Annotated in this window: 22 protein-coding genes; 4 read left to right on the top strand and 18 right to left on the bottom strand. The window is 62.5% G+C overall.

What is annotated here, in order from left to right:
* Positions 1–105 precede the first annotated feature (105 nt).
* Positions 106–2,247 (bottom strand): sodium-translocating pyrophosphatase, encoded by a 2,142-nt coding sequence (locus NKH43_RS06960; RefSeq protein WP_023717286.1) that lies wholly within the window; start codon positions 2,245–2,247, stop codon positions 106–108.
* Positions 2,248–2,502: 255 nt separating this feature from the next.
* The gene (locus NKH43_RS06965; RefSeq protein WP_352587782.1) at positions 2,503–3,003 is read right to left on the bottom strand and encodes a DUF2165 family protein; all 501 of its coding nucleotides are present in this window, start codon (positions 3,001–3,003) and stop codon (positions 2,503–2,505) included.
* Between the two features lie 79 nt (positions 3,004–3,082).
* Between NKH43_RS06965 and NKH43_RS06970 the strand changes: the two genes are divergently transcribed.
* Positions 3,083–3,316: a hypothetical protein gene (locus tag NKH43_RS06970; RefSeq protein ID WP_352857187.1), complete on the top strand. Its 234-nt coding sequence runs from the start codon at positions 3,083–3,085 to the stop codon at positions 3,314–3,316.
* Between the two features lie 25 nt (positions 3,317–3,341).
* Here the strand turns inward: NKH43_RS06970 and NKH43_RS06975 are convergent, their stop codons facing one another.
* From NKH43_RS06975 to NKH43_RS07050, 16 genes are all read right to left on the bottom strand, one after another.
* Positions 3,342–4,091 carry an ABC transporter permease gene (locus tag NKH43_RS06975; protein WP_352857188.1) on the bottom strand — a complete coding sequence of 250 codons (750 nt, stop codon included), beginning with the start codon at positions 4,089–4,091 and terminating at the stop codon, positions 3,342–3,344.
* Positions 4,088–5,026 carry an ABC transporter ATP-binding protein gene (locus NKH43_RS06980; RefSeq protein ID WP_352857190.1) on the bottom strand — a complete coding sequence of 313 codons (939 nt, stop codon included), beginning with the start codon at positions 5,024–5,026 and terminating at the stop codon, positions 4,088–4,090. The genes NKH43_RS06975 and NKH43_RS06980 overlap by 4 nt, the downstream gene beginning before the upstream one ends.
* A gap of 5 nt (positions 5,027–5,031) precedes the next feature.
* Complete coding sequence (locus tag NKH43_RS06985) at positions 5,032–6,198, bottom strand: ABC transporter permease (RefSeq protein WP_352857192.1); 1,167 nt, start codon at positions 6,196–6,198, stop codon at positions 5,032–5,034.
* 42 nt (positions 6,199–6,240) lie between these two features.
* Positions 6,241–7,152: a glycine betaine ABC transporter substrate-binding protein OsmF gene (gene osmF / locus NKH43_RS06990; protein WP_352857194.1), complete on the bottom strand. Its 912-nt coding sequence runs from the start codon at positions 7,150–7,152 to the stop codon at positions 6,241–6,243.
* 159 nt (positions 7,153–7,311) lie between these two features.
* The gene (locus NKH43_RS06995; RefSeq protein WP_352857196.1) at positions 7,312–8,529 is read right to left on the bottom strand and encodes an MFS transporter; all 1,218 of its coding nucleotides are present in this window, start codon (positions 8,527–8,529) and stop codon (positions 7,312–7,314) included.
* On the bottom strand, positions 8,526–9,026 hold the full coding sequence (nusB, locus tag NKH43_RS07000; protein WP_023717279.1) for a transcription antitermination factor NusB: 501 nt from the start codon (positions 9,024–9,026) through the stop codon (positions 8,526–8,528). The genes NKH43_RS06995 and nusB overlap by 4 nt, the downstream gene beginning before the upstream one ends.
* Complete coding sequence (gene ribH / locus NKH43_RS07005; protein ID WP_023717278.1) at positions 9,023–9,517, bottom strand: 6,7-dimethyl-8-ribityllumazine synthase; 495 nt, start codon at positions 9,515–9,517, stop codon at positions 9,023–9,025. The genes nusB and ribH overlap by 4 nt, the downstream gene beginning before the upstream one ends.
* 130 nt (positions 9,518–9,647) lie before the next feature.
* A complete protein-coding gene (locus NKH43_RS07010; RefSeq protein WP_352857197.1) occupies positions 9,648–10,265 on the bottom strand; it encodes a riboflavin synthase in 618 nt (205 codons plus the stop codon).
* Between the two features lie 30 nt (positions 10,266–10,295).
* On the bottom strand, positions 10,296–11,426 hold the full coding sequence (gene ribD, locus NKH43_RS07015) for a bifunctional diaminohydroxyphosphoribosylaminopyrimidine deaminase/5-amino-6-(5-phosphoribosylamino)uracil reductase RibD (protein WP_352857199.1): 1,131 nt from the start codon (positions 11,424–11,426) through the stop codon (positions 10,296–10,298).
* Between the two features lie 2 nt (positions 11,427–11,428).
* The gene (gene nrdR, locus NKH43_RS07020) at positions 11,429–11,938 is read right to left on the bottom strand and encodes a transcriptional regulator NrdR (protein WP_352481231.1); all 510 of its coding nucleotides are present in this window, start codon (positions 11,936–11,938) and stop codon (positions 11,429–11,431) included.
* Between the two features lie 153 nt (positions 11,939–12,091).
* Positions 12,092–12,673 carry an invasion associated locus B family protein gene (locus NKH43_RS07025; protein WP_502897822.1) on the bottom strand — a complete coding sequence of 194 codons (582 nt, stop codon included), beginning with the start codon at positions 12,671–12,673 and terminating at the stop codon, positions 12,092–12,094.
* 69 nt (positions 12,674–12,742) lie between these two features.
* Positions 12,743–14,056: a serine hydroxymethyltransferase gene (gene glyA, locus NKH43_RS07030; protein ID WP_352857201.1), complete on the bottom strand. Its 1,314-nt coding sequence runs from the start codon at positions 14,054–14,056 to the stop codon at positions 12,743–12,745.
* A gap of 302 nt (positions 14,057–14,358) precedes the next feature.
* Positions 14,359–15,612 (bottom strand): L,D-transpeptidase family protein, encoded by a 1,254-nt coding sequence (locus tag NKH43_RS07035; RefSeq protein ID WP_023717271.1) that lies wholly within the window; start codon positions 15,610–15,612, stop codon positions 14,359–14,361.
* Positions 15,613–15,950: 338 nt separating this feature from the next.
* Entirely contained in the window at positions 15,951–16,466 is a 516-nt protein-coding gene (gene ldtR / locus NKH43_RS07040; protein WP_023674486.1) for a transcriptional regulator LdtR, read from the bottom strand.
* A gap of 203 nt (positions 16,467–16,669) precedes the next feature.
* Positions 16,670–17,092: a DUF6163 family protein gene (locus tag NKH43_RS07045; protein WP_352495304.1), complete on the bottom strand. Its 423-nt coding sequence runs from the start codon at positions 17,090–17,092 to the stop codon at positions 16,670–16,672.
* A complete protein-coding gene (locus tag NKH43_RS07050) occupies positions 17,089–18,132 on the bottom strand; it encodes an enoyl-CoA hydratase/isomerase family protein (RefSeq protein ID WP_352495303.1) in 1,044 nt (347 codons plus the stop codon). The genes NKH43_RS07045 and NKH43_RS07050 overlap by 4 nt, the downstream gene beginning before the upstream one ends.
* Positions 18,133–18,326: 194 nt before the next feature.
* Here NKH43_RS07050 and NKH43_RS07055 point away from each other — a divergent pair, with 194 nt between their 5' ends.
* From NKH43_RS07055 to NKH43_RS07065, 3 genes are all read left to right on the top strand, one after another.
* Positions 18,327–19,148 (top strand): DUF2066 domain-containing protein, encoded by an 822-nt coding sequence (locus NKH43_RS07055; protein ID WP_352495302.1) that lies wholly within the window; start codon positions 18,327–18,329, stop codon positions 19,146–19,148.
* 87 nt (positions 19,149–19,235) lie between these two features.
* Positions 19,236–20,267, top strand: coding sequence for a porphobilinogen synthase (gene hemB, locus NKH43_RS07060; protein ID WP_023717267.1), 1,032 nt, complete (start codon positions 19,236–19,238; stop codon positions 20,265–20,267).
* Between the two features lie 400 nt (positions 20,268–20,667).
* Positions 20,668–21,315 carry a dihydrofolate reductase family protein gene (locus tag NKH43_RS07065; protein WP_352857204.1) on the top strand — a complete coding sequence of 216 codons (648 nt, stop codon included), beginning with the start codon at positions 20,668–20,670 and terminating at the stop codon, positions 21,313–21,315.
* The last annotated feature ends 25 nt before the right edge of the window (positions 21,316–21,340 follow it).

The following is a 21,340-nucleotide window of genomic DNA, read 5'->3' on the forward strand; positions in this document are numbered from 1 at the left end:
GGCTTCTTTTCTTTTCGCTTCCCTGTAAGCGGCGGCACATCTCAGGCAATGAAAACCCGCGGGAGCGATCCCGCGGGTTTTTGTCTTGAGCCGTGGCGACCGAGCTTAGCCGTGCGCGAGCACGGCCAATAGCAGCAGCGCGACGATGTTCGTGATCTTGATCGCCGGGTTGACCGCCGGCCCAGCAGTATCCTTATAGGGATCGCCGACCGTGTCGCCGGTCACAGAGGCCTTGTGTGCTTCGGAGCCCTTGAGGTGCTTGAGGCCGTCCTTGTCGACGAAACCATCTTCGAACGACTTCTTGGCGTTGTCCCAGGCACCGCCGCCGGAGGTCATCGAGATGGCAACGAAAAGGCCGTTGACGATGACGCCGAGCAGCGAGGCGCCGAGCGCGGCAAAGGCGGATGCCTTCGAACCGGAGATCAGGAGGACACCGAAATAGACCACCAGCGGCGCCAGCACCGGCAGCAGTGATGGAACGATCATCTCCCGGATCGCTGCCTTGGTCAGAAGGTCGACGGCGCGCGCATAGTTCGGCTTCGAGGTGCCGGCCATGATGCCCGGATCCTCGCGGAACTGCTTGCGCACCTCCTCGACGATAGCACCGGCGGCGCGGCCGACGGCGGTCATGGCGATGCCGCCGAACAGATACGGGATCAGGCCGCCGAAGATCAGGCCGGCGACGACATAAGGATTGGAGAGGTCGAAGGAGACGTCGCCCATGCCCTGGAAGTAGGGGTATTTGTCGCTATTGGCGGCAAAGAACTTCAGGTCGTTAGAGTAGGCCGCAAACAGCACCAGCGCGCCGAGGCCGGCCGACCCGATGGCATAGCCCTTGGTTACCGCTTTGGTGGTGTTGCCGACAGCGTCGAGCGCGTCGGTGGACTGGCGCACTTCCTTGGGCAGGCCGGCCATTTCGGCAATGCCGCCGGCATTGTCGGTGACTGGGCCGAAGGCATCGAGCGCGACGATCATGCCGGCGAGGCCAAGCATCGTCGTCACCGCGATCGCCGTGCCGTAGAGGCCGGCGAGCTGGTATGTCGAGATGATGCCGCCGACGATGACGATCGCCGGCAACGCCGTCGCTTCGAGCGAGACCGCCAGGCCCTGGATGACGTTGGTGCCGTGACCGGTGACCGAGGCCTGGGCGATGGAGTTCACCGGACGCTTGTTGGTGCCGGTATAATATTCGGTGATCACCACGATGAGGCCTGTCACCACAAGGCCGACCAGGCCGCAGATGAACAGGTTCGTGCCGGTGATGGCCATGCCGGCGACGGTGCCGATCTCACCCCAGCCGATGCATGCCGAAGTGGCGACGGCAAGGCCGACAATTGACAGCAGGCCGGTGACGATCAGGCCCTTGTAGAGAGCGCCCATGATCGAGCCGCTGGAACCGAGCTTGACGAAGAAGGTGCCGGCGATCGAGGTGAGAATGCAGGCGCCGCAGATGGCCAGCGGATAGAGCATGGTCGCGCCGAGAACGGCGGTGCCACCGAAAAAGATGGCGGCAAGGACCATGGTGGCGACCACGGTCACCGCATAGGTCTCGAACAGATCGGCGGCCATGCCGGCGCAATCGCCGACATTGTCGCCGACATTGTCGGCGATGGTGGCCGGATTGCGTGGATCGTCTTCGGGAATGCCGGCTTCAACCTTGCCGACGAGATCGCCGCCGACGTCGGCGCCCTTGGTGAAGATGCCGCCGCCGAGACGAGCGAAGATCGAAATCAGCGAGGCGCCGAAGCCAAGCGAAACCAACGAGTCGATGACGACACGGTCATCGGGCTGAAGGCCCATGAACTGGGTGAGGATCAGGTAATAGATCGATACGCCAAGCAGGGCCAGGCCAGCAACCAGCATGCCAGTGATGGCGCCCGACTTGAAGGCGATCTCGAGGCCGGCAGCGAGGCTGTTGGACGCCGCCTGCGCGGTGCGCACATTGGCGCGCACCGAGACGTGCATACCGATGAAGCCAGCGGCGCCCGATAGAACGGCGCCGATCAGGAAGCCGATGGCGGCGGTGATCGAAAGCAGCCACCAGGCGAGCAGCAGGACCACGACGCCGACGATGGCGATGGTGGTGTACTGGCGCGCCAGATAGGCTTGCGCGCCTTCGCGGATGGCCGCGGAAATTTCCTGCATGCGTGCATTGCCCTGATCGGCCGCGAGGACCGAACGTGTCGCCCAGATGGCGTAAAGGACTGAAAGCAGACCGCAGGCGATGACAGCTGAAAGTATGGTCATTGCCGAATTTTCCTCGATTGGTGGCCCAAAAGAACCCCTCCCCGGGCCGTTGAGACAGGGGACGAATTTTCCGCAACCGGAATCCGTCCCTTCGCAGCGGCTTATGCGAAACAGGGCTCGGAACGTCAAGATATTGTTCGGTTTTTTGTCCGGTTTTCGCTCAAAAGATCCCGGGTTTCATCCAAAAGGCTGGACGGCAGCGCGCCTGTCGACACTGCCATCCGATTAGATCTGATTGAAATCGGCGAACGGCCGTCAAACTTTGCGCGGGTCGCCGTCCGGCTGGACGACGAAGATCAGCACCACCAGCATTGTCATGTAGAATTTGAACGCCGCCTCCTGACCATTCCATGTCGAAGACTGCCACATGGCAAACCACTCGCCGCCAACGACCATGAAGCCGAAATACCAAACGAGGAAACCCATGGTGGCGGCTATGATGGCGAACTTCTTGGCATCGTTGAATGCCTGTCCGCTGGCGTTGCGCGCCTGCCAGAGTCGCCAGGCGGCGACTAGGTAGAGCAAGCAGGTCAGCGCCTCGCCAATGATGATCAGCCAGTAGCCCGCCGTCCACAGCGACGGGTTGGTGATCGAGCGGTACATCAGGGCGTTGCCGGGAAAGGTCGTGTCCATGCTCAGCACATGCTGGACAAAGGCGAAGTTTGAGCCGTAATCGGTGATGTTGCCGAAGGCGACAAGGAAGGCGAAAGCCGCCAGACACAAACACATGACGATCTTGGAGAAACGCGCGGTCATGGCAAGAACTCCTGCTGAAAGATCGGGGCATCGCACTCATCAATCGCCGAGTCCCGAAGATCGCGCAACGGGGGGACCAGTGATCATAGTGCTCACGACTGTCGCGAGACATTATGCCGGGAAGCAAGACATTGCCGCGATTCTCGAAACCCTCGATCTCGACAGCTATTGCGCGGTGGGCGACTTAGTCTCTGTGGTTAGAGCCGGCACACAGCACGATTTCGCCATCATCCGCCGCCGCTGGATCGCCAGCGAGACGGGCACCACGCTCGAACTGACGATCGATCATCCGGCGCGTTCGAGTGGCCGTTGAAAGAAGCGAACTTTGCCCCGAGGGGCTACTCCACCTCGCGCCCCATGCGCCGGCCCGTGTAGCGCTCGATCGCCGACAGCCCGTCATAGATCAGCACGGCAAGGGCGGCGACGATCAGGCCGCCCTGCAGGATGAAGGCGAGGTTGTTCGACAGCAGGCCGGCGATGATCACCTCGCCCAATGTCCTCGCCGCCACTGTCGAGCCGATGGTCGCGGTGGCGAGGCTGATCACCACCGACAGCCGGATACCGCCGAGGATGATCGGCGCGCTGAGCGGCAGTTCGACCTTGACCAGCCTTTGCCAGCCGGTCATGCCGGCGCCACGCGCCGCCTCGACGACATTGGCCGGCAGCGTCGTCAGGCCGGTCAGCGCGTTCTCGAAGATCGGCAGCAGGCCATAGAGAAACAACGCAATCAGCGTCGGCTTTTCGCCGAAGCCGACGGCCGGCACGGCAAGCGCCAGCACCGCCACCGGCGGAAAGGTCTGGCCGATATTGACCAGGCTGCGCGACAGCGGCAGGAATTCGGCGCCGGCTGGCCTGGTGACCAGAATGGCGAGCGCGACCGCAACGATCGTCGCGGCAACCGTTGCGATCAGGACGGTCTGCAGATGCAGCAGCGTCAACGTCAAAAGGCTGCCCTGATTGTAGATTACCGGCGCGTTGTTCTCTGTCAGCGGCTTCAGCAGCGGTTCGAACCAGCCGGGATTGGTGACGAAGGCAATAAGCAGCACCACCAGGGCAAGCCTGAGCAGTGATGGAAGCCAGGGTTTCATGCCGGCCTCGCCGCGCGTTTAACCAGTCCATCCACAGTGACGCGGCCAAGCGATTTGCCATCAGTATCTTTCACCGGCAGTGCCGGGCGGCCCGACCACAGGAGTTCGGCCAACGCGTCGCGTTGGCTGGCATCACCGGGGATCGCCTCGCCTTCGGCCGTGCCTTTTTCCACCGCGTCGCGCACCCGGCCAAGCGATAACAGCCGGAACGGTTTTTCGCTGGCGCCAACCAGGGTCTCGACAAACGCGCTGGCCGGTTTCGCCAGTATCTCGGCCGGCGCGGCATATTGCACTACTTTGCCGCCGTCCATCACCGCGATCTTGTCGCCCATGTGAACGGCCTCTTCCATGTCATGGGTGACTAGGATGATGGTGGTGCCGAAGCGCTTCTGGATCGCCAGCAGATCCTCCTGCGCCTTGTTGCGGATGATTGGATCGAGCGCGCCGAACGGCTCATCCATCAACAGCACGTTGGGTTCCGCGGCAAGCGCCCGGGCGACGCCGACGCGCTGCTGCTGGCCGCCGGAAAGCTCATGCGGATAGCGTGGCCCGTAGGCTTGCGGGTCGAGCTGATATAGCGTCATCAGCTCGTCGACGCGGGCTTTGATGCGGTTGGCGTCCCAGCCGAGCAATACCGGCACAGTGGCGATGTTCTGTGCCACCGTGCGATGCGGAAACAGACCGTGGCCCTGGATGGCATAGCCGATGCTGCGACGCAGCTCATAATCAGGCACCGAGCGGCTGTCGACGCCGTCGAGCTTGATCACGCCCGATGTCGGCTCGACCAGCCGGTTGATCATGCGAAGCAGCGTCGTCTTGCCGGAGCCGGAGGTGCCGACGATGACGGCGATGCTGCGCGGCTCGATTACTATCGACACGTCGTCGACCACTGTCGTCTCGCCGTAGCGCTTGGTGATGCCTTCGATCTCGATCATGCCGTTTAAACCCTGCGCTTGCTGGCGCTCATTTCGATCACTGCATCGAGGATGATGGCGGCGGCGAAGGCCAGCGCCACCGTCGGCACGGCACCGAGCAGCACCAGGTCCATCGCCGTCTGGCCGACTCCCTGGAATACGAATACGCCAAAGCCGCCGCCGCCGATCAGCGCGGCAATGGTGGCGAGGCCGATATTCTGCACCAGCACGATGCGAATGCCGGTGAGGATCACCGGGAAAGCCAGCGGAAACTCGACGCCGAACAGCCGCTGGCGGTCGGTCATGCCCATGCCGCGCGCTGCGTCGTTGGCGGCACGCGGCACACCGGCAAGGCCGACCACGGTGTTGGCCACCACCGGCAGCAGTGAATAGAGGAACAGGGCGACGAAAGCCGGCGCCGTGCCGATGCCGCGAATGCCGAGCGCGGCAGCACCCGGCACATGCGAAGCGACCCAGCCGAGCGGTGCTATCAAGAGGCCGAACAGCGCGATCGAAGGAATGGTCTGAATGATGTTCAGCACGTTGAGCACGCCGGCCCGCAATTTCTCGACGCGGTGGCAGAGGATGCCGAGCGGCAGGCCGATAATCACTGCTGCCGCCAGCGAACCCAGCGCCAGCGTCACGTGCTTGGAGCCTTCCGCCCAAAAACTATCGGCGCGATTGAAATATTCCTTGAGGATCGACAGGCTGTTCCAGCTCCCCGAGACCAGCAGCAGGCCGATCGCCGCTGCGGCGACAACAAGCACGCCGACCCGTGCCTGCGGCGACAGGTTCAGCCTTGTAAGCACGTCGGCGAGCAGAAGCGTGAAGGCGAAGATAAACAGCCAGAAGCCCGAAGCCGGCGAGATACGGGCGAAGGTGTTGCCGGCGGGCGTCAGGAAGCTGCCGGCAACGCCGATCAGCAGCGCCAGCGCCGCAAGTGCAACCACACTGGCGGCGAGGCGCAGAGCAAGCGGCGTTTTCAGCAATGCAATGAGCGCCGCTGCGACAACAATCGCCATCAATAGCGGACCGACCGCCGCAGGCAAAGATTCGAGGATCGAGCTCGCCTCGCCGGGTACGATGCGATTGGCGCGGAACGTGGCGAACGGTGCCGCAAAAGCCGCATAGGCTGATATCGCCGCGATAACCACGCCGAGCTTGTCAAACCGGATGCGCACGCCCTCCCCCATCGGCCGATCCGCGCACCTCGAAAGCGGCGCGCCGGAATCGCCTTACTTGAGGAAGCCGTTCTTTTTCAAAAAGTCTTCGGCGACGCCCTTGGCCGGTTCGCCGCCAACCTGGACGCGGCCATTCAACTCCTGCAGCGTGACGAGATCGAGCTTGGCGAAGACCGGCTTCAGCAGCGTCTCGATTTCCGGGTGCTCCTTCAGCACAGCCTCGCGGATGATCGGCGCCGGCTGGTAGACCGGCTGCACACCCTTGTCGTCCTCAAGCACGACGAGGCCGGAGGGCGCGATGCCGCCGTCGGTGCCGTAGACCATGGCCGCGTTGGCGCCGTTGGTCTGGTTGGCCGCAGCGGCAATGGTCGCCGCCGTATCGCCGCCCGACAGCGTGATCAACTGGTCCGGCTTCAGCGTAAAGCCATAGGTCTTCTGGAACGCGGGCAGCGCGGCCGCCGAATTGACGAACTCGGCGGACGCCGCCAGCACCACCTTGCCGCCGCCCGAGACATATTTGCCGAAGTCGGAAAGGGTGACGAGCTTGTTGGTATCGGCGACCTCCTTACGCAGGGCGATCGCCCAGGTGTTGTTAGCCGGTGACGGGGACAGCCAGACGATCTTGTTGGCGTCGTAATCGAGCTTCTTGGCAGTCTCGTAGGCCTTAGCGGCATCCTTCCACACCGGATCGTCGGCCTTCTCGAAGAAGAATGCGGCGTTGCCGGTGTATTCCGGATAGATGTCGATCTCGCCGGCCGTAATTGCCTTGCGTACCACAGGCGTGCCGCCGAGTTGGATGCGGTCGGTGGTCTGGATATTATTGGCGTTCAGCACCAGCTGGATGATGTTGCCGAGCACGCCGCCCTCGGTGTCGATCTTCGACGACACCACCACCTGGGCACTCGCCGAGGCCACCGTGATGCCGAGCGCCAGCACGGTGCCGGCCAGAACCTTGATTGAAAACATATCACAAATCCCTTGCTGTGAACCGGAATATGGCTGCCGCATATGAGCATGGCTTCGATGCCCCGTCGGGGTACACGGTTTCATAAGAAGGGTGATGGACGCAATAATTTTGTTCGGATTTGGGTGAATCCGCTGTTGTCTCGTCCCGACAGCGTGGCGTCAGCTGGCCGTACGCAAGCCCGTCATCTTCAACACGCCCAGTGCCACGAAGCACAGCGCGACGACCGGAAAAATCATCCAGTTCAGCATCTCCCAGCCCCAGGCATTGTAGACCGCGCCCGACATCAGCGAGGCGAAGGCGACGGAGCCGAACAGGACGAAATCGTGGAACCCCTGGACCTTGCCTTTTTCGGATGGCTGGTAGCTGTCAGCCACCATGGCGGTGGCGCCGATGAAGCTGAAGTTCCAGCCGAGGCCGAGCAGGATCAGCGTTGTCCAGAACTGCCACAGTGCCAACCCCGACAGCGCGACTATACCGCAGCCAATGAGCAGCACCAGGCCGATGGCCACGATCCGCTCCGCGCCAAAACGATAAATCAGCGACCCCGTGAAGAAGCTCGGCGCGAACATCGCCATCACATGCCAGGAAATGCCGAGCGTGGCGTCGTCGGTCGAAAGGCCGCAGCCGACCATGGCCAGCGGCGCGCCGGTCATGACGAAGCTCATCAGCGCGTAGCTGCCGATGGCGCAAAACAGCGCCGCGACGAAGCGCGGCCTGGTGACGATTTCTAGGAGCGGCCGGGCGTCGCTGTCGGCGATTTCCACCTTCTCGGTTGCCTTGGCTGGGATGCGCAATAAAGAGAGGATGGCGGCGCCAACCGCCGCCAGCACCAGGATGGACGCAAACGAGCCGGCAAACTTCACCGGCGAGAACAGGTCGCCGGTGAAAATGACGATCTGCGGCCCAAGTATGGCGGTGACGATGCCGCCGGCCAGCACGAAGGAGATGGCGCGCGCCTTGAATTCAGGCGGAGCATTATCGGCAGCGGCAAAGCGGAATTGCTGGACAAAGGCACCGCCGATCCCGATCACGGCAAGGCCGAAAGCGAACAGCCAGAAGCTGGCATGAAACAGCGCCAACGTAGCGACCAGCCCGCCAAGCGCTGTGACCGCAGTGCCGGTCATGAAGCCGTCGCGCTGGCCGAGCCGGCGGATGATCGCCGCGGCCGGCAGGGAACCGAGCGCCACGCCGACATTGAAGCCGGTGATCGGCGCGGTTGCCAGCGACTTGTCGGCTTCGAGGAGGTACTGCCCGGCCAGTCCGCCCATGGAAATGGCGATGGGTGCCGCCGAACCGATGATCGCCTGCGAGGCTGCGAGGATGAAAGCGGTGCGACGCGCTTCCTTGCCGGCCTCAACGGCGACGATAGCAGTCATGAGGCGTCCTTGCCGCGGCCCTCGCCACGCACGCGGCGCGACACGCGATCAAGCACCGCATTGACCAGTTTCGGCTCGTCTTCTTCGTAAAATGCCTTGGCGATGTCGACATATTCGGAGACGATGACCGCCACCGGCACGTCCTCGCGTTTCATCAATTCGTAGACGCCGGCACGCAATATGGCGCGCAACGTCGAATCGAGCCTCGACAGCGGCCAGTCCTCGGTCAGCGCCTGGCGGATAATCGGATCGATGGTCTTCTGGTGCTCGACAACGCCGGCAAGAATGGCGCGAAACCATTGCGCATCGGCCTCGCGATAGAGCGCGCCGTCGACTTCCTTGCCGAGCCTGAACGCCTCGTATTCGGCGGTGATCTCAAACACGCCGCTGCCGGCGACATCCATCTGGTAGAGCGCCTGCACAGCCGCCAGGCGGGCAGCACCGCGCTTGTTGGCATGGCGAACCGCAGGCTGGCCGGGCGAAGCGGGTTCGCTCACGTTCGCTCTCCCAGTTGTTCCTTTAGGGCGATCATGGTCAGCGCCGCACGCGCCGCAAAGCCGCCCTTGTCGCCTTCGGAGCGCCTGGCCCGTGTCCAGGCCTGTTCGTCGTTTTCGGTGGTCAGGATGCCATTGCCGATGCAGACTGAATCCTGCACGGACAGGTCCATCAGGGCACGGCTGGATTCATTGGCGACGATATCGAAATGATAGGTGTCGCCGCGGACCACCGTGCCGAGGGCGACGAAACCGTCATAGCTCGTCCCGCCTTCGGAAGCACCGTCGAGCGCGAAGGAAATCACCGCCGGGATTTCGAGCGAGCCCGGAACGGTGACGACATCGTATGTCGCGCCCGCTTCGTCGAGCGCGCTGGTCGCGCCTTCGAGCAACGCGTCCGCAAGGTCGTCGTGAAAGCGCGCCTCGATGACAAGAAGGTGGGCCTTCTTCTTCGGACGGATGAACGCTTTGCCGTGTTGGGATGTGCCAGCCATAGATGTCTCCGGGGATCGCCGGTGACTTAGGCCGAAGCCGGTTTGATCGCAAGCGGAAGATTGCTGAAGGAACGTTCAAGGCCAACCCGGTGGCGACCGCATCAGGGAATGGACTTTATGCGCGATCGCCTCAAAGTCCCTCTTTGGCCGCCTCCACCAGTCGCGCCGCGTAGCGGGCCATGGTGTCGATCTCGAGGTTGACGCGGTCGCCGACCTGGCGTTCGCCCCAGGTGGTGACCGTCAGCGAGTGGTGGATCAATAGCACGTCGAAGCGGGTGCCTTCGACCTTGTTGACGGTGAGCGAAGTGCCGTCGAGCGCGACGGAACCCTTGGGGGCGAAGAATTTGGCAAGCTCGCGCCGTGCTTCCAGGGTAAAGCGAACGGCGTCACCCTCTTCCTTGCGGGCCACGATCTCGGCCATTCCGTCGACATGGCCTGACACGATATGGCCGCCAAGCTCGTCGCCGATCTTCAGCGCCCGCTCCAGGTTGATGCGCGTGCCGGATTTCCAGCCCATCGCGGTCGTCAGCCTGAGTGCTTCTTCCCAGGCCTCGACTTCGAACCAGCGTGCGTTCGCGCCGTCTTCCGGCAATCCCGTTACCGTCAGGCAGACGCCGCCGCACGAAATTGAAGCGCCAATGGCAATGGTCTGCGGATCGTAGGCGGTGTCGATGCGCAAACCGACGCCTTCCCTGAGCGGCTTCACGGCGGCGACGGTGCCGACATCGGTGACGATTCCAGTGAACATTACTTTGGCCCAGTGAACATCAGTTCGGTCCTAAATGTCTCTTGTCCATTCGGCATATGTGTCTTCGCCGAAACGCATGTCGCGCAATTTGCGAAATCCCGGCGGGATATGGTTGGCATCTATCGGCGATGCAATGCCGTCCTCGCCGATCGCATCCGGCCCCTGAAACAGCACGATGCGATCGACGAGTTGTTCGTCGAGGAACGCCTTGGCCACCTTGGCGCCGCCCTCGACCAGCACGCTCGCCATGCCCAGCGCCGCCAGATCCTCGAGCAGTTCCGGCAGCGCAATATCGCCTTCATACGTCTCAGTGCCGATGAAGCGCACTCCGGTGCGTTCGAGCGCGGCCCGCCGACGTGGATCGGCCTCGGCACACGCGGCGACATAGAGCGGGACCCGGTCGACGCCGGAAACCAGCTTCGAGGTCTCCGGCAGCCTGATCTGGCGGTCGAGCACGATGCGCGCGGGCGAACGGTTCTCAAGTCCCGGCAGCCGCACCGTCAGGGCCGGATCGTCCTCCAGCGCGGTGCCGATGCCGATCAATATGCCGTCCGCTTCGGCGCGCATCAGATAGACTTCGCGCCGCGCGATATCGCCGGTAATGGAGACCTGCCCCTCGCCTTTCACGCCGATCTTATTGTCGCTCGAAAGCGCAAGCTTCAGAATCACTTCCGGGCGTTTTTTCAGAGATCGAATCAAATAGCCGGCCATCTGCTCCGCGGCCTCGGCCGCCAGCACTTTTTCCATCACCTCGACGCCCGCGGCACGCAAGATGGCGTAGCCCTTGCCGGAAACACGCGGGTCCGGATCGCTGGCAGCGCCAATCACCCGCGCCACGCCGGCGCTGACCAGCGCATTGGCGCAAGGCGGCGTGCGGCCATGATGGGCGCAAGGCTCCAGCGTTACATAGGCGGTGGCGCCTTGCGCCAGCTCACCGGCCTCGGCCAGCGCCTCGGTTTCGGCATGCGGCCGGCCGCCGACGGCCGTGACGCCGCTGCCGACGATCATTGGCCCGTCGCCGTCATCGCGTACGATGAGCGTGCCGACGGAAGGATTGGTCGACGTCCGGCCGGCATTTTTGCGCGACAGCCTGAGGGCTGCCGCCATATAGCGGCGATCGAGGACCTCTTGCTTCGCCGTGCTGCGCTCGGACCCTGCCATGCTCAGCCGGCGTCCTCTTCGCTCTTCAGCTCTCCGCCCCTGGGCTCGTCACTTTTGAGCTCGTCGCCTTTGAGCTCGCCCAACACGTCGTGGAAATCCTTGGCCTCGCGGAAATTGCGGTAAACGGAGGCAAAGCGCACATAGGCGACATCGTCGAGCGACTTAAGCGCCTCCATGACCAGCCGGCCGACTTCGCCGGAGGCGACCTCGGTCTCGCCCGAGCTCTCCAGCTGGCGCACTATGCCGGTCACCGCGCGGTCGATGCGCTCCGGGTCGACGTTGCGCTTGCGTACCGCAATCTCGACCGAACGCAGCAGCTTGTCGCGGTCGAACGGCACCTTGCGTCCCGACTTCTTCACCACGACGAGGTCGCGCAGCTGTACCCGCTCGAAAGTGGTGAAGCGGCCGCCGCAATCCGGGCAGACGCGCCGCCTGCGGATCGCCGCGCCGTCTTCGGCAGGGCGCGAATCCTTCACCTGCGTATCTTCGGACTGGCAATAAGGGCAGCGCATGGAGAGCCTTCGGTTCGCGATTCTCGTGGAGCGAAAGGCTTAGAGGTTTTTGCCACGATGGCAAAGTATGGCCGATGACCGATCGCGCCTCAGAGATAGCGAGGCACGAGGAAAATTGCGAGAGCGGCAATCAGTTGGACGGCAATACGCCAATCAGGGAGCGACATCGCCGGTCGGGAAGCCGCAGGACGTGCCGAGATAGCGATAGGCCTTGGTGAAGCCGTCCATCGATATGGTCGCGACCGGCTTGTCGGCGAAGCTGACATCGAGGGCGCTGGTACGGCGCATGGCACGCAGTATGGCGAGCGTTGTCTCGGGCTTGTTGTTCACTATCCACTGGCCGTCGGCGATAAGATGAAAACCAGCCTTGATCTTGTCGTTGACGTCGCGGAACACCGCCGGGATGTTGTCGCCCTTAGGCAAGTCACCGTTTCTCACGGCGATGATGAGGCTCGGATAGCCCTCGGGCGGCAGTACGTCGCCATTCGAGATGGCTAGCGTAAGGGTGCCGCTGGTGCCGTTTGCGTCGAAAAAGACCGTCGAGGCGGCGCAGGTCTTGCGCACATCCTCACCGGTGTTGACCACGTCCACCGTGGTGGACCATCTGCCGAAGGTCTCTGTCTTGGGTGCTGCCGGGGTCAGCTCGGTCTGTGCCAAAGCGAGGCCGGACTGGTGCGAGATGGCTAAGGTGAGCAAGGCGCCAACGCTGGCGAAACGGAAAATTCGCATCATCATCAAGCCTCTCCGAGATGCCGCCGTGTCCAGTTGATCGGCGCCGTCACAGTTGGGGAACGACGCCCTGCGTCAACCAAGATACGGATAAAGCGGAAAACGATCCGTCAATACCGCTACCTTGGCCTTCACGGCTGCCTCGACGGCAGCATTGCCCTCGTCGGAATTGGCGACTTTCAGTCCATCCAGCACTTCGGCGATCAGCTTGCCGATCTCACGGAACTCGGCCTGGCCGAAGCCGCGCGTGGTGCCGGCCGGCGTGCCGAGCCGAACGCCCGAGGTCACGAAGGGCTTTTCCGGATCGAAGGGGATGCCGTTCTTGTTGCAGGTGATGTTAGCGCGGCCAAGGGCAGCTTCGGCGCGCTTGCCGGTGGCGTTCTTGGGACGCAGATCGACCAGCATCAGATGGTTGTCGGTACCGCCGGAGACGATGTCGAGACCGGTTTCCTGCAGGCTGGAGGCCAGCGCCTTGGCATTTGCGACGACGCTCTCCGCATATATCTTGAAGCTCGGGTTCAGCGCTTCGCCCAGAGCCACCGCCTTGGCGGCGATGACATGCATCAGCGGTCCGCCCTGCAGGCCGGGGAAGACGGCCGAATTCATCTTCTTGGCAATCTCCTCGTCATTGCAAAGGATCATGCCACCGCGCGGCCCACGCAGCGATTTGTGCGTCGTGGTGGTCACCACATGAGCATGCGGCAGCGGCGAAGGATGCACGCCGCCGGCGACCAGGCCGGCGATGTGGGCCATGTCGACCATCAGATAGGCACCGATCGAATCGGCAATCTCGCGAAAACGCTTCCAGTCCCAGACGCGTGAATAGGCGGTGCCGCCGGCCAGGATCAATTTCGGCTTGGTCTCATGGGCGGTCTTCTCGATCGCATCCATGTCGAGCAGATGATCTTCCCTGCGCACGCCATAGGAGACAACCTTGAACCATTTGCCGCTCATATTGACAGGCGAGCCATGCGTCAGGTGGCCGCCGGAATTGAGGTCGAGGCCCATGAAGGTGTCGCCGGGCTGCAGCAACGCCAGGAACACCGCCTGGTTCATCTGGCTGCCGGAATTCGGCTGGACGTTGGCGAAGTTGCAGCCGAACAGCTTTTTCGCGCGTTCGATGGCCAGTTCCTCGGCGACATCGACGAATTGGCAGCCGCCATAGTAGCGCTTGCCCGGATAGCCCTCGGCATATTTGTTGGTCATGATCGACCCTTGCGCCTCGAGCACGGCGCGCGAGACGATGTTTTCCGAGGCAATCAGCTCGATCTCATGGCGCTGGCGGCCGAGTTCGTTGCGGATGGCGCCGAAAATCTCGGGGTCGGCATCGGCAAGCGTGGTTTCGAAGAAGGATTCGAATTTGTTCGACACTGCCGCTGCTGTTGCCATGGGCTGAAATCCTCAAGGTTCGGGGTCTGTCGCGCCATTAACACAGTTGCTTTCGGCCCGCCACGTTTGCTGCGCGAAATTTGCTGGCCGGATTGCGCCAGAGAGACTGGCGGCCTCTATTTCCTTGCCTGCCGACCCTTCAGCAGGGCCTCGGTGAGCGTGATCTCGGTGAACAGCGCCGCGTGGTTTGCATATGGTCCGTGGCGAACCGATTTTCGGAATCATGCGCAAAGCTCAGAGCGCGACGGCGACAATAAAAAAGGCCGCCCTTCCGGCGGCCTTTTGCAAATGAACTCAGCTGTTTAGAGCGCCGATGTGATCTGCAGCTCGTTGGCCCCGTCGAGGCCGTAAATGTCGTCGCGGAACTGCACCACGCCCGGCCCCGTCGACCAGGCCGAGATGTAGAGAAAATAGACCGCCACCGGATTGGTGACCTGCACCGGGACGTTCTCGCCACTCTTGATCGCTGCCTCGAAGTGCTGACGGTTCCAACCCGGCGTATCGCGAAGAATCCAGGTGACGAGATCGCGCACATTCTGGACGCGCACGCAGCCCGATGAATCGAAGCGCATCATCTTGCCGAACAGGCTCTGCTGCGGCGTGTCGTGCATGTAGACGCCGTCCGGGCTGGGGAAATTGATCTTGACCGAGGCCATCGCGTTGCCAGCACCCGGATCCTGGCGGAAGCGGTACTTCTCGGCGTCGTCGGTCGACCAGTCAACGGTCAGCGGATCAACCTCGCTGCCATCCGGCGCGAACAGACGGATGTGGCTGTCCTTGAGATAGTTGGGGTCCTTCCGCATCAGCGGAATGATGTCCTTGCGCACGATCGAGACCGGCGCGTTCCAGTAGGGATTGACGATGATCTCGTTGATCTTGGAATTGACGATCGGCGTCTGCCGGTCGATCTTGCCGACGATTGCGGTATGGCGCAGCACGACGCGATCGTTCTCAACGGCTTCGATCTGGGCGCCTGGAATGTCGACCAGCACGTAACGGTTGCCCAGCGTGCCGGCGCGCTCGCGCAGCCGCTGCAGATTGGTCTGCAACTGGCCGAGCCGAATTGGCGCCGAAACATTCATCGCGGCATAAGAATATTGGCCCAGCGTCCCGTCGGCAGGCAGGCCATGGCGCGCCTGGAAGCGCTTGACCGCGGAGTCGACGTAGGAATCGAAGGCTGTCGAAATGCCGGCGCTCTGCGCCAGATCGCCCGCAATCATCAGACGCTTGCGCAGCGGGACCACGTCGGGATCGTCGACGCCGAGCTGCAATTTCTTGGTGTCGGGAACCGGCTCCCAGCCGCCCTGGGCGACAATGTTCTGGTATTGCGCGACCGCCTGCTCGGTAAACGAAACGGTCTGCAGGCTGAAGATCGGCAGCGTCGAGGCCACCTTGCCGCCCTGGCTGGGGCGGGCGTCGAACTGGTCGTCCCAATTGCCGCGGGCCGAGGATTTCAGGATATCTCCGATCACATCCTGCGCACTGGCACGGCCGGCGACCATAGCGGCTGCGAGCGCGGAGGCTCCTGAAAGGAAGAAACGGCGGCTGGTTCTCATGGACGGTCCAGACATTCTTGCTACAATTCAACCTACCGGGCGGTCTCGCCCGCACTCTAGAGTTGGCTTCTTAACAATTAGCCAACCATGGCCCGCATCACTTCGGTGTAAAAACACATGGGAAGTGATTTGAGCACAGGACAAATGCACGGCTTTGGCCCCAGCATCACCCGCATCTTCGGTTCCACTGGAATATGGCGGCAACGTGGCTGTTGCTCGAATTTGGATCGGCCGGCCTGACGAAACGGAAAGACCGGTGCTTTTCGGCACCGGCCTTTGGTCCGCTCCGCGGCAGCGCTCCCGTGGTCCAGCTTCGGATTTTTATGCGGCGGGTGCGACTACATCCGGTAAGCGATGGTATCGTTCCAGAACCGGTCCAGCCGCTGCAGGGCGCGATTCATCTGCTTGAACTCTTCGGTGTTGATGCCGCCGACCTGCTCGATCGAGCCGACATGGCGCTCATATAGGCCGGCGACGACCTCCGCCACCTCATTGCCCTTCGGCGTCAGCGAAACCCGCACCGAACGGCGGTCGATGCGCGAGCGCTGGTGGTTGATGAAGCCGAGATCGACCAGCTTCTTCAGATTGTAGGAGACATTCGAGCCGAGATAATAGCCGCGCGAGCGCAGCTCGCCGGCCGTCAACTCCGAATTGCCGATGTTGAACAGGAGCAGCGCCTGGATGGCGTTGATATCGGAGCGGCCGTTGCGGTCGAATTCGTCCTTGATCACGTCAAGCAGACGGCGGTGTAGCCGCTCGACCAGCTGCAGCGATTCCATGTACAGCGAACGGATCGCCTCGCGGCGGTCATCGGATACGTTGGCGGTCTTCGCCGCCGGACGCGAATTGATCATTGTCTTTGCCTCTCGTTTGTCGCCCGGTGATTTTTTGTTCTTCACCTTGATCGCGACACTATCGAATACTCATAAAATTCGACTTAAACGCCAAGGCTAACAAGAGCTTACCGGTAAGGGGTTTCGAAAGAGGCTTAACGGACGGTCACCCGAGCAAGGATAATTAACCTAAAGATTTAGCCACCGATCCTTGACCGGAATTGCTATCGCCGGGCCTGCCGCTTCTGGATCCAGATCACCACGCGGAATACGATGTAGAGCAGCGCCACCGCAAGATGCGAGGCGACGATCAGCAGCCGGTGGCCGAACAGCTCGGGGAAGCCGGCATACATGACCGTCTCGGTCACCGCGCAGATGAACCAGATCACCGGCCCCCAGGACGCCAGCATCCACAGGCCGGCGGCGGCGAATGGAAAAAACACCGCCAGCACCACCGCCGCCACCTGCCAGTGCACCGGCATCAGGTCGAAGCGCCACAACGGGCCGGGGTAAAAGCCGATCAGCCGGATCCAGTACAAGATGCCGAACAGCAGGCAGTAGCCGGCGATGACGCGCTGGAACCAGGCGAAGATGACCTCGACCGTCGAGGGCTGCAGCACCACGCGTCTCGAGGCGACGTCGCTCACAGCTTCAGTTCCCGTTCGCCGAGCGGTGCGAAATAGGCTTCGACGTCCACGGCGCTGACGTTATCGATGCCTGCCGGCCGCCATTGCGGCGTCGAGCCCTTGTCGATGATGGCAGCGCGGATGCCTTCATAGAAGTCGTGCCCGGCAAGCATGCGGTTGAGGATACGGAACTCCATTTTCATGCACTCGTCCATCGACAACGTCTGCCCGACGCTGATCTGGCGCCAGGCGACATGCAGGCTGGTCGGCGACCGGGTGCGGATGGTGGCCAGCGTCTTTGCCGCGAACTCGTCGGCAGTGGCTGCCCGCTCCAGGCTGGCGACGATATCGGCCAGCGACGGCTGCGCGAAATGCCTGGCGATGGCTTCGAGCGTCGGCATGTCGGTCTCGCGTTTGGCCGGGACGAAGCAGCCGCGCAGCACCGATTCCGGGTCGCCGCTTGCCGCCAGCCGGTCGAGAAAGCCAGCTTGATCCTCCGCTCTGATCGTATGCGTGGCCAGGCCCGACCACAAAGCATCGCCATGGCGGATGCGGTTGCCGGTCAGCGCCAGATACATGCCGAAGCTGCCGCCGAGATCCGGCAACAGATGGCTGGCGCCGACATCCGGGAAAAAGCCAATGCCGACCTCGGGCATGGCGAACTGGGCGTTCTCGGTCAGCACCCGCTGCGAGCCATGGAAGGAGATGCCGACGCCGCCGCCCATGACGATGCCGTCGATCAGCGCGACATAGGGTTTTTTGAAACGGGCGATACGGGCGTTCAGCCGGTATTCGTCGGCGAAGAAATCGACCGGAGGCTTTCCTGCCCGGCCGGCCTCATAGATATGAAGGATGTCGCCGCCTGCCGAAAACGCCCTGCCCTCGGCCTTGACGACAACGACATCAATGCCGTCGTCACGCTCCCAGCTGCGCAGCGCCTTGTCCAGCGCCTTGACCATGCGGTGGGTTACGGCATTGAGCGCCTGCGGCCGCGTCAGCGTGACGACGCCGGCCCTGCCCAATCTTTCGAAGCGAATCTCGTCGCCTCCGCCAAAATCCATCGCCAGAGAACCCTCCCCGCGCCCCGCCGGGAGTGAAGTGCTAAAGCGTGGCGCATGGCCGCGTCAATGGCGGGCACGCCAGCGCAGCCTCTGGCCCGGACCGGACGCCGGTGCTAACAATCGATGGCTAGAGGCAGCAATGACGAAAAAGTCATGGCAGGCGCGTTGCAACGCGCACCGACGGGACGTCGTCTATGATTCGATTTTCGCGCCCTGCGCTGATGGCAATCGGGTTGATCGGCACCTGCCTGGCTGGCCATCCAGCCTTGGCGACAAGCCTCGCCGAACTCTACCAGTCGCAAACCATCGTCAATGGTCAGGGAGAAGAACATCGTCAGGCCGGCTTCAAGGTCTGCCTCGACAAAGTGCTGGTGCGGGTATCCGGCGACCAGCGCCTGCCGGCGAAACCTCAGATGACAGCACTGCGCGACAAGGCCGGCAGCTTCGTCAGCAGCTTCCGCTACCGCGATCGCATGGAAGGTATTCCAAACCATGATGATCAAGGCACGTACGACCGGCCGCACGATCTCACTTGCCAGTACACGCCGCCGGTGATCGATAAAGTGCTTGCTGAGCTCGGCAGCAAGCCGTGGCTCGGCGAGCGGCCGATCATCTCGGTACTGCTGGCTGTGCAAGATGCACGCCAGCATTTTGTCTTGGCGAGCGACGGAGACGAAAGCCCCTATATGGCAGAGTCCTTTCAATCGGCAGCCGGACCGTTGGCGATGAAGATCGTCATTCCAAGCAAGGCCGCTCTGGTAAAAACCGGGGCGATTTTCGAACAGGTGCGTGCGCTCTCACCCGAATTGCTTGCGAGAACTGTCGGCAACCAAGAGCTCTTGGCCGGCAGCCTAGTCTGGAGCGACAAGGAGTTGGGCTGGATCGCCGATTGGCGGCTTGCCATGGCCGGCAAGACCTACAAGTGGCAAGTGCGCGGCGTCAACTTCGACGAGGCATTCCGCGTCGCCATGCGGGGTGCTGCGCAGATCCTGTCAGGCAATGGCCAACCAGAATAGCGCCCGACAGGACCGCTGGCACAATCGTGTCGCATTGGTCAGCAGCGGAGGCTCGTGGTAAAAGTCGCCCGATCCGGAGTTTTGGCGATGAACAAATTCACCCCTGCAAAGCCTGCCGGCGCGCGCAGCGTCGACGAGATCACCGGCAGCCGGCGGCTGCGGCGCATGCGCAAGGCCGATTGGTCGCGCCGCCTTGTCCAGGAGAACCGGCTCTCGGTCGACGATCTGATCTGGCCGATCTTTGTCGTCGACGGCAGACAAGTGCGCGAACCGATCGCCGCCATGCCCGGCGTCTTCCGCCTGTCGCTCGACCTCGCCGTCAAGGAGGCTGAGCGCGCGGCTAAGCTTGGCATTCCGGCGATCGCCACTTTCCCCAATGTCGAGCTCGGCCTGCGCGATCAGACCGGTTCGCACATCCTCGATCCGGAAAACATCATCAACCGCGCCACCCGCGCCATCAAGCGCGCGGTGCCGGAGATCGGCATCATCACCGACGCGGCGCTGGACCCGTTCACCTCGCATGGCCATGACGGCATCTTGCGCGACGGCATTATCGTCAATGATGAAACGGTGGAGCAGGTGACGGCAGCAGCCGTCATCCAGGCGGCGGCAGGGGCCGACATCATCGCCCCCTCGGACATGATGGACGGCCGGATCGGTGCCATCCGCGATGCGCTGGACGCCAATGGGTTTCAGGATGTAGCGATCATGTCCTATGCGACCAAGTTCGCATCCGCCTTTTACGGCCCCTACCGCGAGGCGGTCGGCACCGCCGGCCTGCTCAAGGGCGACAAGAAGACCTATTACATCGATCACGCCAATTCCGACGAAGCGGTGCGCGAGGCCGAGCAGGATCTCGCCGAGGGCGCCGACATGCTGATGGTCAAGCCCGGCCTGCCCTATCTCGACATCATCCGCCGGCTGAAGGACGAGTTGCAGATGCCGACCTTCGCCTATCAAGTGTCGGGCGAATATTCGATGATCAAGGCCGCCGCCGCCAATGGCTGGATCGACGGGGAAAAGGCGATGCTTGAATCGCTGCTGGCCTTCAAGCGCGCCGGCTGCGACGGCATCCTGACCTATTTCGCGCCGGAAGTGGCTGAGATGCTGAAGGGGTGATGCGCCTCCGTAGCGCCCACATCGAGTAACGTTCCTTCGTCCAAAGCGCGACATGGCCACCGCAGGGCAATCGCTTCAGGTTTGCGCTGCCCCTCATTGCCCTGCCGGGCATTTCTCCCCGTATAGTGACGGGGAGAAAGACGCGTTCGCAAAAGATTTCGCCAATCTCCAGCGTTGCAAAAACATCGCCGAGGTTGCGGCCAGCCCCTTCGCCCCGTCACTATACGGGGAGAAGGTGCCGGCAGGCGGATGAGGGGCGGCGCCAACATTGAGATTGGTCATTCCAACATGATTTGGAAGCGATTGGCCCCGGCGATTCAAAAAACCGCTTGCAAAATGCAATCAGTTAAGCTACCCGATAACTGCTTGCATCTCACAATTGGTTATCAAGGAGGCTCTCATGTCCAAACTTCGCGTCAGCGCTTTCACCTTGTCGATCGACGGCTTCGGCGCCGGTCCCGACCAAGACCTCAAGAACCCGCTGGGTGTTGGCGGCGAAGCCCTGCACGAATGGATGTTCGGCACCCGCACCTTCCGCAAGATGGTCCTCGGCAAGGATGGCGGGACCACGGACACTGACGAGACGTTCGCGGCGCGCAGCTTCGAGAATGTCGGCGCATGGATCCTCGGCCGCAACATGTTCGGGCCGATCCGCGGCGAGTGGGCTGACGAGAGCTGGAAAGGCTGGTGGGGAGACAATCCGCCATACCACGTGCCGGTCTTCGTGCTGACGCACCATCAGCGGGATCCCATTGTCATGGAGGGCGGCACGACCTTCTATTTCGTGACCGACGGCATCCACTCAGCGCTGGAGAAGGCGAAAGCAGCGGCTGACGGCAAGGATGTACGGCTGGGCGGTGGCGTTTCTACGATCCGGCAGTATCTCAAGGAAAAGCTCATCGACGAGATGCATCTGGCGATCTCACCTGTCCTGCTCGGCGCAGGCGAGAGCCTTTTTGCCGGCATCGACATGCCCAAGCTCGGCTACCGCTGCAGCGAGCAGGTCGCGACGCCGAAGGCCACGCATGTCATCATCGAGCGCGCCTAGCTTGTTGCAGGGCGCTGCCCACGGA

It is taken from the genome of Mesorhizobium sp. M1163, from assembly GCF_040318415.1.
Classification (GTDB): Bacteria; Pseudomonadota; Alphaproteobacteria; order Rhizobiales; family Rhizobiaceae; genus Mesorhizobium.

Coding starts and splice junctions, on each gene's coding strand:
- NKH43_RS07065 (WP_352857204.1), top strand. CDS start 20,668: ATGTCCAAACTTCGCGTCAGCGCTTTCACCTTGTCGATCGACGGCTTC.
- NKH43_RS06980 (WP_352857190.1), bottom strand. CDS start 5,026: ATGATCGAGATCGAAGGCATCACCAAGCGCTACGGCGAGACGACAGTG.
- ribH (WP_023717278.1), bottom strand. CDS start 9,517: ATGGCTGGCACATCCCAACACGGCAAAGCGTTCATCCGTCCGAAGAAG.
- NKH43_RS07010 (WP_352857197.1), bottom strand. CDS start 10,265: ATGTTCACTGGAATCGTCACCGATGTCGGCACCGTCGCCGCCGTGAAG.
- ldtR (WP_023674486.1), bottom strand. CDS start 16,466: ATGATCAATTCGCGTCCGGCGGCGAAGACCGCCAACGTATCCGATGAC.
- glyA (WP_352857201.1), bottom strand. CDS start 14,056: ATGGCAACAGCAGCGGCAGTGTCGAACAAATTCGAATCCTTCTTCGAA.
- NKH43_RS06995 (WP_352857196.1), bottom strand. CDS start 8,529: ATGACTGCTATCGTCGCCGTTGAGGCCGGCAAGGAAGCGCGTCGCACC.
- nrdR (WP_352481231.1), bottom strand. CDS start 11,938: ATGCGCTGCCCTTATTGCCAGTCCGAAGATACGCAGGTGAAGGATTCG.
- NKH43_RS07025 (WP_502897822.1), bottom strand. CDS start 12,673: ATGATGATGCGAATTTTCCGTTTCGCCAGCGTTGGCGCCTTGCTCACC.
- NKH43_RS07050 (WP_352495303.1), bottom strand. CDS start 18,132: ATGGATTTTGGCGGAGGCGACGAGATTCGCTTCGAAAGATTGGGCAGG.
- hemB (WP_023717267.1), top strand. CDS start 19,236: ATGAACAAATTCACCCCTGCAAAGCCTGCCGGCGCGCGCAGCGTCGAC.
- NKH43_RS07055 (WP_352495302.1), top strand. CDS start 18,327: ATGATTCGATTTTCGCGCCCTGCGCTGATGGCAATCGGGTTGATCGGC.
- osmF (WP_352857194.1), bottom strand. CDS start 7,152: ATGTTTTCAATCAAGGTTCTGGCCGGCACCGTGCTGGCGCTCGGCATC.
- NKH43_RS06960 (WP_023717286.1), bottom strand. CDS start 2,247: ATGACCATACTTTCAGCTGTCATCGCCTGCGGTCTGCTTTCAGTCCTT.
- NKH43_RS07035 (WP_023717271.1), bottom strand. CDS start 15,612: ATGAGAACCAGCCGCCGTTTCTTCCTTTCAGGAGCCTCCGCGCTCGCA.
- NKH43_RS06965 (WP_352587782.1), bottom strand. CDS start 3,003: ATGACCGCGCGTTTCTCCAAGATCGTCATGTGTTTGTGTCTGGCGGCT.
- NKH43_RS06985 (WP_352857192.1), bottom strand. CDS start 6,198: ATGGGGGAGGGCGTGCGCATCCGGTTTGACAAGCTCGGCGTGGTTATC.
- NKH43_RS06975 (WP_352857188.1), bottom strand. CDS start 4,091: ATGAAACCCTGGCTTCCATCACTGCTCAGGCTTGCCCTGGTGGTGCTG.
- ribD (WP_352857199.1), bottom strand. CDS start 11,426: ATGGCAGGGTCCGAGCGCAGCACGGCGAAGCAAGAGGTCCTCGATCGC.